A 16,609-nucleotide genomic window follows, 5' to 3' on the forward strand; every position below is an offset into this window, starting at 1 on the left:
GTCAGGCGGGCTCCTGTCCCGGTGCTACAGCGGGTCCGGCCGGGTCACCGGACCTTCGCTCGACGTCGAGCGCCTGCTGCAGCAGCACCACAGCGGCGACTTGGTCCACAATGCTACGAGACTCGCGCTGGGAACGCCCGGCCTGCCGCAGAACGTCGTGCGCGGAGACGGTGCTGAGCCGCTCGTCCACGAGACGGACCGGGATGCTCAACGCCGCCGCCAGCTCCCCGGCGAAGGCGCGGGCATCGGTCGTAGAGGGCGTGTCGTCACCGCGCAGGTTCAGCGGCAGACCCACCAGCACCTCGAACGCTTCGTACTCCTCCGCGAGGGCGACGATGCGGCGCACCGGCTCGCCCTTCCGCGGCACGGTTTCGACCGGAACCGCGAGCAGACCGTCGGGATCCGACCGGGCGACGCCGACGCGCGCGCGTCCGACGTCGATCCCCAGCCGGATGCCGCGGCGGAAGGCCGTCACGCGGTGATCGCCCGCACGTCTGCGACGATGCCCTCGAGCGCCTGCGGCAGGGCCGCGGCATCCGTTCCGCCGCCCTGCGCGACATCCGGACGTCCACCGCCGCCGCCGCCGAGGACTCCGGCGGCGCTCTTGGCCAGGGCGCCGGCGGCGAGGCCGCGCTCCCGCGCGGCGTCGTTCGTCACGACGACGACCGTGGCGCGGCCGCCCGCCACGCTGCCGAGGGCGACGACCGCGGGGTCGGAGCCGAGCCGGTCGCGTACCTGCAGCGCGAGCGAGCGTACGTCGTCGGCCGACGCGCCCTCCCCCAGCGACTGCGCGACCACACGCACCGTGCCCACCGCGACCGCGGATTCCACCAACTGCGGCAGGCGGTCGGAGAGCGCACGCGCCTCGAACGCGGCGATCTTCTTCTCGGCGGCCTTGAGGCTCGCGGCGAGTTCGGCGATGCGGGTCGTGAGCTGCTCGCGGGGGGTCTTGAGCGACGTCGTGAGCTGCGACACGATGGCGCGCTCGGCGGCGAGGTCGCGGAACGCGTCGAGCCCGACCAGCGCCTCGACGCGGCGGTTCGACGCGCCGACCGAGGACTCGCCGACGAGGTTGACCAGGCCGATCTCGGCGCTGCGCGCGACGTGCGTGCCGCCGCAGAGCTCGCGGGACCACGGGCCGCCGATGTCGACCATGCGCACGGTGTCGCCGTACTTCTCGCCGAACAGCGCCATCGCTCCCGCGGCCTTGGCCTCGTCGAGCGACAGCACGCGCGTCGTGACCTCGAGGTTGTCGCGGACGGCGTTGTTGGCGATGTCCTCGATCTCGGTGCGGGTCTCAGGCGAGAGCGCCGCACCCCAGCTGAAGTCGAAGCGCATGTACCCGGCGCGGTTGAGCGACCCGGTCTGGGTCGCCGTCTTGCCGAGCGTGTCGCGGATCGCCGCGTGCACGAGGTGCGTCGCGGAGTGCGCCTGCTGCGCCGAGTGGCGATTGAGGGCATCGACCACCGTCGTCGCGGGGGCGTCGACCGACACCTCGCCGCTGGTGACCTCGACCGTGTGGCTGATGAGGCCCGGCACGGGACGCTGCACGTCGAGCACCTCGAGCTCGTAGCCGGGACCGACGATGACGCCCTTGTCGGCGACCTGGCCGCCGGACTCGGCGTACAGCGCGGTCTCGGCGAGCACGACCTCGGCGATCTGGCCCTGCGACGCGCGGTCGGTGCTACGACCGTCGACCAGGATGCCGAGGACCTTGGACTCCGTCTCGAGGTCGGTGTACCCGGTGAACACCGTCTCGCCGAGCGCGCGGAACTCGCGGTACACGCTCTGGTCGGCGATCGCGCCCTTGCGCGAGCGGGCGTCGGCTTTCGCGCGGGCGCGCTGCTCCTGCATGAGCGTGTCGAACGCGCCGCGGTCGACCGTGAGACCGGCTTCCTCGGCGATCTCGAGGGTGAGGTCGATCGGGAAGCCGTACGTGTCGTGCAGCAGGAACGCCTCGGAGCCCGACAGCGTCGTGGCGCCGCCCTGCTTGGCATCCGCCACGGACTGGTCGAGGATCGCGGAGCCCGCCGCGAGCGTGCGGAGGAACGTCTGCTCCTCGGCGATCGCGTATGCCGAGAGGCGCGGGTAGTCCGTCGCGACCTCGGGGTACGACTCCTTCATCGCGTCGCGCGACGCGGCGAACAGCTCGGGGAACGTCGGTCCCTCGACGCCGAGCAGACGCATCGAGCGGATCGCGCGGCGCATGATGCGGCGGAGGATGTAGCCGCGGCCCTCGTTCGACGGGGTGACGCCGTCGGCGAGGAGCATGAGCGACGAACGCACGTGGTCGGCGACGATGCGCAGGCGCACGTCGTCGTCGTGCGACTCGGCGCCGTACGACTTGCCCGCGAGCTTCGCCGCCAGGTCGAGGACCGGACGAACCTGGTCGGTCTCGTACATGTTGTCGACGCCCTGCTTGATGAACGCGATGCGCTCCAGGCCCATGCCGGTGTCGATGTTCTTCGCCGGCAGCTCGCCGACGATGTCGAAGTCGTACTTCGACCGCACGTTCGTGATCTCGTACTGCATGAACACGAGGTTCCAGATCTCGACGTAGCGGTCGTCGTCGGTCGCCGGTCCCCCGTCGATGCCGTAGGCGGGACCGCGGTCGAAGAAGATCTCGGAGCACGGACCCGCGGGGCCCGGGAGCCCGGTCGACCAGTAGTTGGTGTCCTTGCCGAGGCGCTGGATGCGCTCCTCGGGCAGGTCGGTGAGGCGCAGCCACAGGTCGTGCGCCTCGTCGTCCTCCTGGTAGACGGTGACCCACAGGTCCTTCGGGTCGAAGCCCAGGCCGCCCTCGGCATCCGGGGTCGTCAGCAGCTCCCACGCGTAGCGGATCGCGTCTTCCTTGAAGTAGTCGCCGAACGACCAGTTGCCCAGCATCTGGAAGAAGGTGCCGTGGCGCGGGGTCTTGCCGACCTCTTCGATGTCGTTCGTGCGAATGCACTTCTGCACGTCCGCAGCCCGGGGGTAGGGCGGGGGCACCACGCCGCTCAGGTACGGGATGAACGGCACCATGCCGGCGACGGTGAAGAGGAGCGCCGGGTCGTCGGTCACGAGCGACGCCGACGGCACGATGGTGTGGTTCTTCTTCTCGAAGTAGTCGAGGAAGCGCTGAGCGATCTCGGCGGTTTTCATGTGGGGTCTTTCCGTGGGCGTGCGGATCCGCCCCGTCGAACGGGGCGGGATGCCGGGAGGTCAGTCGGTGGGGGCGGCCTTCTTCGCCGCGTCGGCGACCGTGCCTGCGGCGTCGGCGGTCGCGTCGACCGCGGCAGCCGCGACGCCCTTGGCGTCGTCGAGGATGTCGGAGAGCCGCGTCTCCTGCTCGTGGTAGGCCTCGCTCATGCGGTCGGCGAACTCGCTGATGCGCGCGTCGACCTGGGCGAGGAGCTCCTGGCCGCGGGGGTCCTTGTTGACCAGGTGCGCGGCGACGAAGCCTCCGGCGATGCCCAATACGAACCAGACGAGGCTTCTCACGATCACCACTTCTTCCTCGAGCGAGCGCCGCGGGCGCGGCATCCCTTCATCGTAGGCGACAGGGTCGCGCGAGCGCGCGCCCGGAGGGATGGATGCCACGCCCCCGGCATCCCGTCCCTCCGGGTGGCCGGTCTCGGGTCCTCGGCGTCCCCCGGATCGGGCACAACTCCTGCAGGCACGTGGGCGATGGCTGCCGTCGGCCCGAGGGGCGCCAGGATGCCGGAGTTGTGCTCGCTCAACACGACGCCAGGCCGCGCGAGAGCGCGACCGAAGACAACGAAGGGCGCCGGGAGAACCCGGCGCCCTTCGGCTCGTGAGTCGGAGACTCAGCGAGCGGCGTAGTACTCGACGACGAGCTGCACGTCACACGTGACGGGCACCTCGGCACGCTTCGGGCGACGCACGAGGCGCGCCTGCAGCGTCGAGAGGTCGACCTCGAGGTAGCCCGGAACGGGGGGCAGAACCTCGGCGTGTCCGCCGGCGGCCGCGACCTGGAAGGGCTCGAGGCCCTCGCTCTTGGGCTTGACGTGCACGAGCTGACCCGGCTTCACGCGGAAGGACGGGCGGTCCACGAGCTGGCCATCGACCAGGATGTGGCGGTGCACGACGAGCTGACGGGCCTGGGCGGTGGTGCGGGCGAAGCCCGAACGAACGACCAGGGCGTCCAGACGCATCTCGAGGAGTTCGACCAGGTTCTCACCGGTCAGGCCCTCGGTGCGGCGGGCCTCGTTGAACGCGATGCGCAGCTGCTTCTCACGGATGCCGTACTGCTCGCGCAGACGCTGCTTCTCACGCAGACGGACGGCGTAGTCGCTGTCGGCCTTGCGCTTGGTGCGGCCGTGCTCGCCGGGAGCGTAGGGACGCTTCTCGAGGTAGCGGGCGGCCTTCGGGGTGAGCGCGACGCCGAGGGCGCGCGACAGACGGACCTTGCGGCGGTCCTGGGACTTCGTTGCCACGAAGTACTCCTTCCGATGACGTGGCCGCGCCTTTCGCGGCTCACGGACGTATCGCCCCCTTCCGCCCGATCCGAAGCGCACGCCGGGGCGCACCGGAAGGTGATCACAGGAAGGAGGGGATGCCCGAAAACCCTGTTTCGAGCCGATTCATGCTACCAGAGGCGGTCCCGCCGCCGTTTCAGCCGCCGTCGAGGATGCGCCGGATCTTCTCCAGCCGCGCGGACACCTCGCGTTCCGCCCCGTGGGACGTCGGTTGGTAGTACTGCTTCCCGCGCAATTCGTCGGGCAGGTACTGCTGCGCGACGATGCCGATCTCGCTGTCGTGGGCGTACTTGTAGCCCTTGCCGTGCCCGAGGCGCTTGGCTCCCGGGTAGTGCGCGTCGCGAAGATGCATCGGCACCCGGCCGAACCCGCCGGCCCGCACGTCGGCGATCGCCGCGTTGATCGCGTTGTACGCGGCGTTCGACTTCGCCGTCGTGGCGAGGTACACGGTGGCCTCGGCGAGGGGGATGCGCCCCTCCGGCATGCCGATGAAGGCGACGGCATCCGCCGCGGCGACCGCGATCTGCAGCGCCTGCGGGTCGGCGAGACCGATGTCCTCCGCGGCCGAGATCACCAGGCGCCGGGCGATGAACCGCGGGTCCTCCCCCGCCTCGATCATGCGGGCGAGGTAGTGGATGGCGGCATCCGCGTCGGAACCGCGGATCGACTTGATGAACGCGCTGATGACGTCGTAGTGCTCGTCGCCCTGCCGGTCGTAGCGCAGCAGCGCGCGGTCGACGGCCTGCGCGATGTGATCGCCGGTGATGACGGGGCGGGGGTCGTCGGCATCCGTGTCGTCGTCGTGCTCGTCGTCGTCGCGGGCGGCGTCGTCGGCGGCCACGGAGGCCGCGGCTTCGAGGGCGGTCAGGGCGCGGCGGGCGTCGCCGGAGGCCAGGCGAACGAGAGCCGCACGTGCCTCGTCGCTGAGCACGACGCCGTCGGCCAGGCCCCGTGGATCGGTCACCGCGCGGTCCACCAGCGCCCCGAGGTCATCGTCGCCGAGCGGCCGCAGCGTGAGCAGGAGCGAACGCGACAGCAGCGGCGAGATGACGGAGAACGACGGGTTCTCGGTCGTCGCCGCGATGAGCACCACCCACCCGTTCTCGACGCCCGGGAGGAGCGCATCCTGCTGCGCCTTCGTGAAGCGGTGGATCTCGTCGAGGAACAGGATCGTCGACTGGCCGTACAGGTCGCGCTGGGTGAGAGCCTCCTGCATGACCTCGCGGACGTCCTTCACCCCCGCGGTGATCGCCGACAGCTCGACGAACCGCCGCCCCGACGAGCGCGCGATGGCCTGCGCCAGCGTCGTCTTGCCCGTGCCCGGCGGCCCCCAGAGGATGACCGAGACGGCGGAACCGGATGCCGAGGACTCGGTGCCCGCGAGCGTGACCAGCGGTGAACCGGGGCGCAGCAGGTGACCCTGGCCGGCGACCTCGTCGAGGCTCGTCGGGCGCATCCGCACCGCGAGCGGGGTCTGGCCCTGGAAGAGGGCGGAAGCACTGGTCACCGACCCAGGCTAATCGCGACCACCGACACCGGATCGAGCGGCTTTGTGGGCGCATCGACTCGATGCGTAGGATCGGGGCGGTCCGCACGGTGAGAAGAGGTCGATGTGGCGACGGGTGGCAAGGATCGGCAGAGCCGCGAGCAGCGCGAGCGTGCGCGGGCGTATCAGATGCGGCAGGAGATCCACCGTCGCCAGGGGCAGCGCCGCCGACGCGACAACGTCCTTGCCGTCGTCGTGGGTCTGGTCGTGATCGCCGGTGCCGCGGCGCTGCAGACCGTGTACTTCGTCAGTGGCCCCGGTGCTCCCGTCCCCGCCCCGACGGTGACCGACACCCCCGCGCCGGGTTCCCCGTCGATCGACCCGCTGCTCCCCGACCCGAGTTCCAGCGATTCGACGTCCACCGACCCGGTCGCCCCCGTCCCGGACACCTCGCCCACGCCGTGAACCTGTGGCGACGGCATCCGTCGTACTAGGCTCGGGTCCGTCCTTCTCCCCCAGGCGGCTCTGCCGCGATGAGGTGCTTCCCGTGACTTCCCTTCCCTCCTCCGACTCCCCCGACACCACCCCCGCCGTCGCCGACGACGTCGAGACGCCCGACGAGACTGTCGAGGCTTCCGCCGACGAGGCGGCCGAAACCGCTGCGGATGCGGCTGACGTGACCGCTGAGCCCGCGGCCGAGACCGCCGCGGACGACGAGCCGGCGGCGGAGGAGGCTCCGTCCACCGAAGCGGCCGATCCGGCCGCGGATGCCGCGGAGCCCGAGGCTCCCGCCACGGCCGAGGAGCCCGAAGCCCCGGCGGCAGCCCCGAAGGCTCCCCCCGCCCCCGGTCCCCGTCCCGGACCGCGTCCGGGCGCCCGCGTCGCGGCTCCAGTCGAGCCGTGGGGTCGCGTCGACGAGGACGGCACCGTCTCGGTGCGCGAGGGCGCCGAGTGGCGCGTCGTCGGGCAGTACCCCGACGGCACGCCCGACGAAGCCCTGGCGTACTACACGCGCAAGTTCGCCGACCTCGCGGGTGAGGTGACGCTCCTCGAGGTGCGTCACCGTCGCGGCGGCGCATCTGCGTCCGACCTGCGTTCCACCGCCGCGACCGTCCGCGCGAAGGTCGACGGCGCCGCCGCAGTGGGCGACCTCGCCGCGCTGCTCGAGCGCCTCGACGCCCTGACGGCCGAACTGGCCGAGGCGACAGAGACCGAGGCCGCCGCGGCCAAGGAGGCCGTGGACGACGCCGTGCGCGAGCGCACCGAGATCGTCGAGCAGGCCGAGGCGCTCGCGGCCCGCGACCCGCAATCGGTGCAGTGGAAGCAGATGACCACCGACATGTCGGCCCTGTTCGACCGGTGGCAGGCCCACCAGCAGAACGGCCCGCGTCTGCCGAAGTCGACCGCCCAGCAGCTGTGGCGCCGCTTCCGCGACGCCCGTGCGACGGTCGACCGTCACCGCCGCGAGTTCTTCTCCGCGCTCGACGAGACCCACAAGTCCGCCCGCGACGCCAAGACGCGTCTCGTGGAGCGCGCCGAGGCTCTCGCGCCCCGCGGGGAGGACGGCATCCCGGCGTACCGCGATCTGCTCGACGAGTGGAAGGCCTCCGGCCGCGCCGGCCGCAAGGTCGACGACGCCCTCTGGGCGCGTTTCAAGGCCGCGGGCGACGCGCTCTACGGCGCGCGGATCGAGCGCGAGACGGCGGATGCCGAGGCATCCAAGGAGAAGATCGAGCAGAAGCGCGCGCTCCTCGCCGAGGCCGCGCCGATCGTCGACGAGAAGAACCTCGCCACCGCGCGTCAGAAGCTGACCGCGATCCAGCGTCAGTGGGACGAGATCGGCCGCATCTTCCCGCGCGACAAGGAGCGCACTCTCGACGACGAGCTCCGCAAGATCGAGCAGAGCGTCCGCGCCCGCGAGGACGCCGACTGGAAGCGCAACGACCCCGAGCAGAAGGCGCGCGCCAACGACATGACGCGTCAGCTGACCGACGCGATCGAGAAGCTCGAGGCCGAACTCGCCGCGGCCCAGGCCAAGGGCGACAAGCGCGCCGCGGCCCAGGCCTCCGAGGCCCTCGAGGCGCGCCGCACCTGGCTCCGCGCGCTCGGCGGCTGAGCGTTCTCCACAGCCCCGCGTCTTCGGACGCGCGAGGGGAGATCATCCCGGCACACTGACGGGATGGTCTCCCCTTTCCTGTACTTCCCGGGCGAGCGGCTCTCGCTGGCAGAGCTCACCGCCGCGTGTCTCGACGGCCTGCTCGCCCCGATCGGCGAGGGGTTCATGCCCGCGGATGCCGTGGAGACGACGTGGATGCGCGCGCGGAGCCTCGCACCGCTCGTCGGAGATCGCTGGGCGGCCGTCCGCGTGAGTGCCGCGTGGGTGCACGGCGGCGTCGACGCCGAGCCGCTCCGGCATCACGTGCAGCGCGCCGCCGCGGAGCGCGCGCGTCCGCTGCGGGAGCCGAGCGTCATCGTCCACGACGTCCGCATCCCGGCGGGCGACCTCGTGACGATCGCCGGCGTCCGCGTCTCGAGCCCGGCGCGGACGCTGGTCGATCTCGCCCGATCTCCGGATGCCGTCGATCTCCACGCCGCTCGTTCCTGGGCACGCGCCGCTCCCGACGTCCTCGGCGATGCGCGGGCGTGGCTTGCGCGGCATCCGCGGTACCCGTACGGACGACGGGCCGGGGAGGTGCTGGACGCCGTGAGGCAGCCGCGGGATCAGGACGAGGTGACGCGGTACACGTCGTAGACGGCGTCGATGCGCCGCACCGCGTTGAGGACGCGGTCGAGGTGGACGGTGTCGCCCATCTCGAACACGAACTTGCTCAGCGCCAGGCGGTCGTTGGTCGTCGAGACCGTGGCCGAGAGGATGTTGACGTGGTGCTCGCTCAGCACGCGGGTGACGTCGCTCAGCAGGCCGGAGCGGTCGAGCGCCTCGACCTGGATCTGCACGAGGAACACGCTCTTGGTCGTCGGCGCCCACTCGACGTCGATGAGACGCTCGGGATCCTCCCGCAGCGACTTCACGTTCGTGCAGTCGGCACGGTGCACCGAGACGCCGCTGCCGCGCGTGACGAAGCCGACGATCTCGTCGCCCGGCACCGGCGTGCAGCACTTCGCGAGCTTGACCAGGATGTCGGGGGCGCCGCGGACCAGCACGCCGGAGTCGCCGCCGCGGGGGGCGCGACTGCGGCCGACCTGCGGCAGGTCGATCGGTCCGGTCGACGTGTCGTCGGCGCTCACCAGCGCCGTGACCTTCTCGATGACCGACTGCGTCGAGACGTGACCCTCGCCGACCGCGGCGTACAGCGCGGAGACGTCCTCGTAGTGGAAACCGCGGGCGACCTCGGCGAACGAGTCCTGGTTCATCAGGCGCTGGAGCGGCAGGTTCTGCCGGCGCATGGCCCGGGCGATGGAATCCTTGCCCTGCTCGATCGCCTCCTCGCGGCGTTCCTTCGTGAACCAGCCGCGGATCTTGTTGCGCGCACGCGTGCTCTTGACGAAGCCGAGCCAGTCCTGGCTCGGTCCGGCGTCGGGGTTCTTCGAGGTGAAGACCTCGACGACATCGCCCGACTGCAGCTCGGTCTCAAGCGGCACGAGGCGGCCGTTGACCTTGGCCCCCATGGTGCGGTGGCCGATCTCGGTGTGCACGGCGTACGCGAAGTCGACCGGGGTCGCACCCTTCGGCAGGCCGATCACCCGGCCCTTCGGCGTGAAGACGTAGACCTCTTTCGCGCCGATCTCGAAGCGCAGCGAGTCGAGGAACTCCCCCGGGTCGGCGGTCTCGGCCTGCCAGTCCGAGATGCGCGCGATCCAGGCCATGTCGGTGTCGGAGGCCTTGGCATCCGTCTTCCCGCCGGCCATCCGTTCTTTGTACTTCCAGTGCGCGGCGACACCGAACTCCGCCTGCTGGTGCATCTCGTGCGTGCGGATCTGGATCTCGACCGTCCGCCCGCTCGGACCGATCACGGTCGTGTGCAGCGACTGGTAGAGGTTGAACTTGGGCGTGGCGATGTAATCCTTGAAGCGCCCCGGGAGCGGCGTCCACCGCGCGTGGATCGCGCCGAGTACGGCGTAGCAGTCGCGCACGGTGCCGACGAGGATCCGGATGCCGATGAGGTCGTAGATGTCGTCGAACTCGCGGCCCCGCACGACCATCTTCTGGTAAACGGAGTACAACTGCTTGGGACGGCCCATGACGCGTCCACGTACCCGAAGCTCGCGCAGGTCGGCGTCGATCGCGTCGATCACCGTCTGGACGTACTGCTCGCGCTGCGGCGTGCGCTGTCGGACGAGGCTCTCGATCTCTGCGTAGAGCTTCGGGTGCAGGACGGCGAACGAGAGGTCTTCCAGCTCGCTCTTGATCGCCTGGATGCCGAGCCGGTGGGCCAGCGGGGCGTATATCTCGAGCGTCTCGGTGGCCTTCTTCGCGGCCTTGTGCGGCGGGACGAACCCCCACGTGCGCGCGTTGTGCAGCCGGTCGGCGAGCTTGATGAGGAGCACGCGGATGTCGCGCGACATCGCCACGATCATCTTGCGGACGGTCTCGGCCTGCGCGCTCTCGCCGTACTTGACCTTGTCGAGCTTGGTGACGCCGTCGACGAGCATCGCGACCTCGTCGCCGAAGTCGGCGGCGAGCTGGTCGAGCGGGTAGTCGGTGTCTTCGACGGTGTCGTGCAGCAGCGCCGCGGCGATGGCCTTGGGGCCGAGGCCCAGCTCGGCGAGGATCTGCGCGACGGCGAGCGGGTGAGTGATGTACGGCTCGCCGCTCTGGCGCTTCTGCCCGTCGTGGGCCTTGTCGGCCACGGCGTACGCGCGCTCGATGATGCCGAGATCGCCCTTGGGGTGGTGCGTGCGAACCGTGCGCAGCAGCTTGTCGACGTCGTCGCGCCGGGCGGCGCGCGAGAAGATGCGCGGGACCAGGCGTCGGAGCGACGACGGCGGTGGCGCGGGGGACGTGGTCTCGGTCATCGATCCCCTCCCCCGGGTACTGCGATCAGTCTTCCCATCCTACGCCGCGCGGGGCCGGTGCCCGCCGTCAGGCGGGGACACCGGCCTTCGCGCGCGCGGACACCACGCGGGCGTCCCGCGACTTGATCGCGGGCTCCCCTTCGCGCAGCAGCGCGTAGAGGGGAACGGCGACGAACAGCGTCGAGTAGGCCGCGACGATCGTGCCGACGAAGATCGACAGCGAGATGTCGCTCAGGGTGCGGGCGCCGAGCGGCACACCGATGAAGAGGATCGCGCCGACCGGCAGGATCGCGACCACGGTGGTGTTGATCGACCGGATCAGCGTCTGGTTCGCGGCGAGGTTGACCGACTCCGCGAAGGTCCGGCCCGAGAGCTCGCCGTCCTGCCGCGTGTTCTCGCGCACCTTGTCGAAGACGACGGTGGTGTCATAGAGGGCGTAGGACAGGATTGTCAGGAAGCCGATGACGGCGGCCGGCGAGATCTCGAAACCGAACACGGCGTACACGCCGATCGTGATGACGAGCACGTCGACGAGACCGATGATGGCGGCGACCGACATCTTCCACGTGCGGAAGTACAGCGCCAGGATGACGAAGGTCAGTGCGAGGAAGATCGCCAGGCCCCAGAGCGACTGGCGCGTGACGTCGGCACCCCACGTGGGTCCGATGAAGGAGTTCGTCACCTCGCTCGTGGGCACGCCGTAGCCCTCCGCGAGAGCCGAGGAGACGGCCTGCGTCTGCTGGTCGTCGAGCTGGTCGGTCTGGACGCGGACCGCCTGATCGCTGATGGTCGTGACGCGCGTCGTGGCCGCCGGGACCACCGAGGTCACGGCGTTCGTCGCGATCGCCTGGTCGAACGAGGTGGGGCTTGAAACGGTGAACTGCGAGCCGCCGGTGAACTCGATCGAGAACTGGACCGGGCGGAAGAGCGGCACGAGGGCCGCGCCGATGACGAGGACCGCGGCGATGATGAACCACAGGCGCCGACGCTGCACGAACGGGAAAGAGGTCTTCCCGGAGTAGAGGTCGTTACCGAGCTGCGACATGGAGCGCATCAGTCGTCTCCCTCCTTCGTGGAGCGGGTATTGCCCTGGGCGGCGGCCAGCTCGGCGCGCTTGCGCTCGGCGATCGTCTGCCGACGCTGAGCCTCGCCGCGCGAGCGGTTGGCGCGGCCGGTGGTGGCCGCGACCGGGGCGCGGAACTGCGCGCGACCGCGGTAGACCGCACCGAGCGCCTCGGGGTCCATGCCGGACAGCGGGTGGCCGGAGCCGAAGAAACGCGTCCGCGCGAGCAGCTGCATCACCGGGTGCGTGAACAGGATGAAGATCAGGACGTCGATCGCGGTCGTGAGGCCGAGCGTGAAGGCGAAGCCCTTCACCGTGGCATCCGCGAGGATGTAGAGCACCACGGCGGCGAGGACGTTGATCGACTTCGAGATGTAGATCGTGCGCTTGGCGCGGGACCAGCCGTCCTCGACGGCGGCGGTGATCGACTTCCCGTCGCGCAGCTCGTCTCGGATGCGTTCGAAGTAGACGATGAACGAGTCGGCCGTGAAGCCGATCGTGACGATGAGGCCCGCGACACCGGCGAGGGACAGACGGAAGCCCATGCGCCAGGCCAGGATGCACAGCGTGACGTAGGTCAGCACCGCCATGACCCCGAGCGAGGCGATGATCACCGTCCCCAACGCTCGATAGACGATGAGCGAGTAGATCGCGACCAGGCCGAGACCGATGAGGCCCGCGATGAAGCCGACCTGCAGCTGCTGCGATCCGAGCGTCGCCGAGACGGTGTCCGAGCTCACGACCGTGAAGCTCAGCGGCAGGGCGCCGTACTTCAGCTGGTCGGCGAGGGCCTTCGAGGTCGCCTGCGTGAAGCTTCCCGTGATGCTCGGGCGGCCGTCGACGATGATGCCGTTCATCGACGGGGCCGACAACACCGAACCGTCGAGCACGAAGGCGAACTGGTTCAGCGGCGCCTGCGCACCGTAGAGGCGCTGGCTGATCTCGGCGAACTTCTGCGTGCCCTGGTCGTTGAACACGAGGTTGACGGCCCACTGGCCGGTGTTCTGCTCCTGGCCGTTCGTCGCGTTGCTGATATCGGTGCCGTCGAGTTCGACGGGGCCCAGGATGTACTTCACCGAACCGCTGTCGTCACAGGTGATGAGCGGCTGGTCGGCGGGTGCCTGCGCGGGATTGTTGGCAGGGTTCGCGCAGTCGTACGCCAGGAACTGCGCCTGCAGCGCGGGCGTGATCCAGGACAGGTCGCTGCCGTTGGTCGGCGACGCGGTCGGCGTCGACGGAAGCGACGGGTCGGGCGTCGGGTACGGCGTGTTCTGGCCGTCCTGACCGACGAACGAGGTCGCGGGCGAGCCGGTGTAGAGCACCGCGCGCAGCTGCAGCTGGGCCGAACTCTGGATGCGCTGACGCGTCGCCTCGTCGGCCTGGCCGGGGATCTGAACGACGATGTTGCGGCCGCCCTCCGTCGCGACATCGGCCTCGCCCACGCCCGAGGCGTCGACGCGCTGGCGGATGATCGTCACGGCCTGCTGCATCTGATCGGTGTCGGGGTTGGCCCCGTCCGTCGTCTGTGCCGCGAGGATGATCTGCGTGCCGCCCTGCAGGTCGAGGGCGAGGTCGGGAGTCCAGGAGCTGGCCTGGAAGGCGTACACGCCGAGCGCGTTGATGCCGAACAGCACGCCGGTGATGGCGAGCAGTCCGGTCAGTACGCGCCAGGCGTGGCGGACGGGAGTCGAGGGCGCCACGGAGTCGGCTTTCTGTGCGGCGGTGAACGGAAGAGGCGAAGGAGCGTCAGGCCTGCGGGCGGTCCTTGTCGTCGCGGTCGGCGACGTGCTCGGGGTCGTCCTTGCTGAGGGCCACGCGGTGGTCGTCGCTGATGGAGGTGATGTCACCGTCGGCGACGCCGGCGACATACTCGGCCTCGGACGCCTCAGCCGCGATGAACTCATCCTCGGTCACGACACCCTCGGCGGGATCCACGACACGGAGGACGGCCTGGCTGTGGACTTCGATGATGACGCCCGGGGCGATCTCCACGCGGGCGCGCTTGTCGAGGTCCACACCGTCGTACTCGACGATCGTGCCGTACAGTCCGCCCTGCAGCAGGACCTCGGCACCCGGGATCGTCTGGCGCGCCTTCTCCTCCTGCTCGAGCTTCTGCTTCTGCATGCGGCGGCGCGAGCTGTAGAACATGAAGACCAACAGGGCGATCAGCAGGATGATCAGGCCGTACTGGCTGAAGAAGCTCGCGAAATCCATGGAGGCGGTGCACCTTTCGATTCAGGCGCGCCGTGCGGCACTGCCTAAGGGGGCGGGGAATCCCTCGCCGAGTATAGGTCATCCCCCTTGACTGAAACGGAGCAGCCCGTCGGGGTGGGGAGCACCGAGGTGGTCGTACGCCTCGGGTGTGGCGACGCGGCCCCGCGGGGTGCGCCCCATGAAGCCGATGCGGACGAGATACGGCTCGACGACCGACTCGATCGTCTCGGGCTCCTCGCCCACGGCCACGGCGAGCGTGCTCAATCCCACGGGCCCGCCGCGGAACCTCCGCACGAGCGCGTCGAGCACCGCCCGGTCCAGGCGGTCGAGGCCGATGGCATCCACGTCGTACAGGTCGAGGGCGGCGTCGACGGTGCGGACGTCGGCGTCGCCGGCATCCGTCCCGGTGGAGGGGCCGTGGACGACGAGATAGTCGCGGACGCGGCGGAGCAGGCGGTTGGCGATGCGCGGCGTTCCCCGCGAGCGGCGGGCGATCTCGGCGCGCGCGGTGCCCGGGAGGCCGACGTCGAGCATGGATGCCGAGCGCGACACGACCCGCTCGAGTTCTTCCGGCTCGTAGTACTCGAGGTGCGCCGTGAATCCGAAGCGGTCGCGGAGCGGGTTCGGGAGGAGCCCCGCACGCGTCGTGGCGCCGACGAGCGTGAAGGGGGCCAGGTCGAGGGGGATGCTCGTCGCTCCCGCGCCCTTGCCGACCATGATGTCGATGCGGAAGTCCTCCATCGCGAGGTAGAGCATCTCTTCGGCGGAGCGGGCCATGCGGTGGATCTCGTCGATGAAGAGCACTTCGCCCGGCGTGAGCGACGACAGCAGAGCAGCGAGGTCGCCGGCGTGCTGGATGGCCGGTCCGCTGGAAAGGCGCAAGGGCCGGCCGCTCTCGTGCGCCACGATCATCGCGAGCGTCGTCTTGCCGAGGCCGGGTGGGCCCGACAGGAGGATGTGGTCGGGCGAGCGCTGCTGGATGCGCGCGGCGTCCAGGAGGAGCTGCAGCTGGCCGCGAACCTTCTGCTGGCCGACGAACTCGCTGAGCGACGTCGGACGCAACGCCCCTTCGATGGCGAGCTCGGTCTCGTCGTCGGGCGTTCCGGCGTCGCGGACGACGTCAGCCACCGACCGGCTCCTTCCGCGCGGGGCCGAGTAGAGCGAGCGTGAGGCGGAGCAGCGCCTGCACCGAGGCCCGGTCGGCCTCGGCGGCGTTCTCGGCGACGGATGCCACGGCCTCCGCCGCGACGCGCTCGCTCCACCCGAGCCCGATGAGGGCCTGGGTCACCTGCAGCGGGACCTGGCCGTGCGGGGCGACGGCGGCGGGAGCCTGCGCGGCGGGGACGGCGAGCTTGCCGGCGAGCTGCACGACGATGAGCTTCGCGGTCTTCGGTCCGATGCCCGAGACACGCTTGAAGGGGGCGTCGTCGTCATCGGTGACCGCCTGCGCGATCTGCGGCACCGTCAGGGACGACAGCACCCCCATCGCGGACTTCGGGCCGACGCCGGTGACGCCGATGAGCTGGGTGAAGACCGTCAGCTCTTCGCGCGTCTCGAAACCGAAGAGCGACAGGGCGTCCTCCCGCACGACGAGGTGCGTGTGCAGGTGCACCTGGTCGCCGACGTGGGTGGTCCGTGCGACCTGGGGCGTCACCGCGACCGACAGGCCCACTCCCCCGACGACCACGACGAGCGCATCGTCGCCGACGTGCGCGGCGACACCCTGCAGCGAAGAGATCATGCGACGAGCCTACGCGCCGGTTCGGACCTTTGTTCGAGCGACACGCGTCCCTGTAGACGGCTGCCGCTTCTCGGCATCCCGCCACGCCTTCTGCGCGGGAGTGAGGGCGCCCCCGGTCGGGGCCGTCGCCGCTCCCCCGCGCCACGCGTGGCACAGGGCGAGGGCGAGCGCGTCCGCGGCGTCGGCCGGTTGCGGCAGCGTGTCGAGCCGGAGCACGCGCGCGACCATCGTCTGCACCTGCAGTTTGTCGGCGGAGCCGTAGCCGGTGATCGCCGCCTTGACCTCGCTCGGCGTGTGCGTCGCCGCCGGGATGCCGTGCTCGGCCGCGAGGAGCAGCGCGATGCCGCTCGCCTGCGCGGTGCCCATCACCGAGTGCCGGTTGTTCTGCGCGAACACGCGCTCGACCGCGACCACGTGCGGATCGTGGGCCGCGAGGACCGAGCGGATGCCGGCCGCGATCGTTGCCAGGCGCTTCTCGATGGGATCCGTGACGGCCGACCGGACCACCCCGACATGGACGAGGGATGCCGTGCGGTCGGGCGACACGTCGACCACGCCGATGCCGCAGCGCGTCAGACCCGGGTCGATGCCGAGGACGCGCAGAGAACGAGACACGACCCCCACGCTAAGCGCGAGGGCCGTGTTCCGGCGAA

At 70.6% G+C, this 16,609-nt stretch carries 15 protein-coding genes; 3 read left to right on the forward strand and 12 right to left on the reverse strand.

Annotation, left to right across the window (positions count from 1 at the left end):
* Position 1: 1 nt before the first annotated feature.
* The 5 genes from ruvX to AVW09_RS14400 all read right to left on the reverse strand — a co-directional run bounded on the left by ruvX (position 2) and on the right by AVW09_RS14400 (position 5,985).
* Positions 2-475, reverse strand: a complete 474-nt coding sequence (gene ruvX, locus AVW09_RS14380; protein ID WP_063258717.1) for a Holliday junction resolvase RuvX — start codon at positions 473-475, stop codon at positions 2-4.
* Entirely contained in the window at positions 472-3,141 is a 2,670-nt protein-coding gene (gene alaS / locus AVW09_RS14385; RefSeq protein WP_063258718.1) for an alanine--tRNA ligase, read from the reverse strand. The genes ruvX and alaS overlap by 4 nt, the downstream gene beginning before the upstream one ends.
* 60 nt (positions 3,142-3,201) lie before the next feature.
* The gene (locus AVW09_RS14390; RefSeq protein ID WP_231901853.1) at positions 3,202-3,522 is read right to left on the reverse strand and encodes an ATPase; all 321 of its coding nucleotides are present in this window, start codon (positions 3,520-3,522) and stop codon (positions 3,202-3,204) included.
* A 284-nt stretch (positions 3,523-3,806) separates the two neighbouring features.
* A complete protein-coding gene (rpsD, locus tag AVW09_RS14395; RefSeq protein ID WP_022879926.1) occupies positions 3,807-4,436 on the reverse strand; it encodes a 30S ribosomal protein S4 in 630 nt (209 codons plus the stop codon).
* A gap of 178 nt (positions 4,437-4,614) precedes the next feature.
* Entirely contained in the window at positions 4,615-5,985 is a 1,371-nt protein-coding gene (locus tag AVW09_RS14400; RefSeq protein ID WP_082823000.1) for a replication-associated recombination protein A, read from the reverse strand.
* Between the two features lie 105 nt (positions 5,986-6,090).
* Here AVW09_RS14400 and AVW09_RS14405 point away from each other — a divergent pair, with 105 nt between their 5' ends.
* From AVW09_RS14405 to AVW09_RS14415, 3 genes are all read left to right on the forward strand, one after another.
* Positions 6,091-6,429: a hypothetical protein gene (locus AVW09_RS14405; RefSeq protein WP_063258719.1), complete on the forward strand. Its 339-nt coding sequence runs from the start codon at positions 6,091-6,093 to the stop codon at positions 6,427-6,429.
* Positions 6,430-6,898: 469 nt separating this feature from the next.
* Entirely contained in the window at positions 6,899-8,080 is a 1,182-nt protein-coding gene (locus AVW09_RS14410; RefSeq protein WP_063258742.1) for a DUF349 domain-containing protein, read from the forward strand.
* Between the two features lie 63 nt (positions 8,081-8,143).
* A complete protein-coding gene (locus AVW09_RS14415) occupies positions 8,144-8,716 on the forward strand; it encodes a type IV toxin-antitoxin system AbiEi family antitoxin (RefSeq protein ID WP_063258720.1) in 573 nt (190 codons plus the stop codon).
* On the opposite strand, the gene AVW09_RS14420 is transcribed toward AVW09_RS14415, so the two are convergent.
* From AVW09_RS14420 to ruvC, 7 genes are all read right to left on the reverse strand, one after another.
* Positions 8,686-10,938, reverse strand: a complete 2,253-nt coding sequence (locus tag AVW09_RS14420) for a RelA/SpoT family protein (RefSeq protein ID WP_063258721.1) — start codon at positions 10,936-10,938, stop codon at positions 8,686-8,688. The genes AVW09_RS14415 and AVW09_RS14420 overlap by 31 nt on opposite strands.
* Positions 10,939-11,005: 67 nt before the next feature.
* Positions 11,006-11,992 carry a protein translocase subunit SecF gene (secF, locus tag AVW09_RS14425; protein ID WP_063258722.1) on the reverse strand — a complete coding sequence of 329 codons (987 nt, stop codon included), beginning with the start codon at positions 11,990-11,992 and terminating at the stop codon, positions 11,006-11,008.
* Entirely contained in the window at positions 11,992-13,701 is a 1,710-nt protein-coding gene (secD, locus tag AVW09_RS14430; RefSeq protein WP_063258723.1) for a protein translocase subunit SecD, read from the reverse strand. The genes secF and secD overlap by 1 nt, the downstream gene beginning before the upstream one ends.
* Positions 13,702-13,747: 46 nt before the next feature.
* The gene (locus AVW09_RS14435; protein WP_063258724.1) at positions 13,748-14,215 is read right to left on the reverse strand and encodes a preprotein translocase subunit YajC; all 468 of its coding nucleotides are present in this window, start codon (positions 14,213-14,215) and stop codon (positions 13,748-13,750) included.
* Positions 14,216-14,293: 78 nt separating this feature from the next.
* A complete protein-coding gene (gene ruvB / locus AVW09_RS14440) occupies positions 14,294-15,343 on the reverse strand; it encodes a Holliday junction branch migration DNA helicase RuvB (RefSeq protein ID WP_063258725.1) in 1,050 nt (349 codons plus the stop codon).
* Positions 15,336-15,956, reverse strand: a complete 621-nt coding sequence (gene ruvA / locus AVW09_RS14445) for a Holliday junction branch migration protein RuvA (protein WP_063258726.1) — start codon at positions 15,954-15,956, stop codon at positions 15,336-15,338. The genes ruvB and ruvA overlap by 8 nt, the downstream gene beginning before the upstream one ends.
* Before the next feature lie 9 nt (positions 15,957-15,965).
* The gene (gene ruvC, locus AVW09_RS14450) at positions 15,966-16,571 is read right to left on the reverse strand and encodes a crossover junction endodeoxyribonuclease RuvC (RefSeq protein WP_063258743.1); all 606 of its coding nucleotides are present in this window, start codon (positions 16,569-16,571) and stop codon (positions 15,966-15,968) included.
* Positions 16,572-16,609 lie beyond the last annotated feature (38 nt).

The sequence above is a fragment of the Microbacterium sp. T32 genome, assembly GCF_001619615.1.
Classification (GTDB): Bacteria; Actinomycetota; Actinomycetes; order Actinomycetales; family Microbacteriaceae; genus Microbacterium.

Excerpts from the sequence above, each read along its gene's own strand:
- AVW09_RS14415 (WP_063258720.1), top strand. The coding sequence starts at position 8,144 with ATGGTCTCCCCTTTCCTGTACTTCCCGGGCGAGCGGCTCTCGCTGGCA.
- alaS (WP_063258718.1), bottom strand. The coding sequence starts at position 3,141 with ATGAAAACCGCCGAGATCGCTCAGCGCTTCCTCGACTACTTCGAGAAG.
- secF (WP_063258722.1), bottom strand. The coding sequence starts at position 11,992 with ATGCGCTCCATGTCGCAGCTCGGTAACGACCTCTACTCCGGGAAGACC.
- AVW09_RS14435 (WP_063258724.1), bottom strand. The coding sequence starts at position 14,215 with ATGGATTTCGCGAGCTTCTTCAGCCAGTACGGCCTGATCATCCTGCTG.
- ruvA (WP_063258726.1), bottom strand. The coding sequence starts at position 15,956 with ATGATCTCTTCGCTGCAGGGTGTCGCCGCGCACGTCGGCGACGATGCG.
- AVW09_RS14420 (WP_063258721.1), bottom strand. The coding sequence starts at position 10,938 with ATGACCGAGACCACGTCCCCCGCGCCACCGCCGTCGTCGCTCCGACGC.
- AVW09_RS14390 (WP_231901853.1), bottom strand. The coding sequence starts at position 3,522 with ATGCCGCGCCCGCGGCGCTCGCTCGAGGAAGAAGTGGTGATCGTGAGA.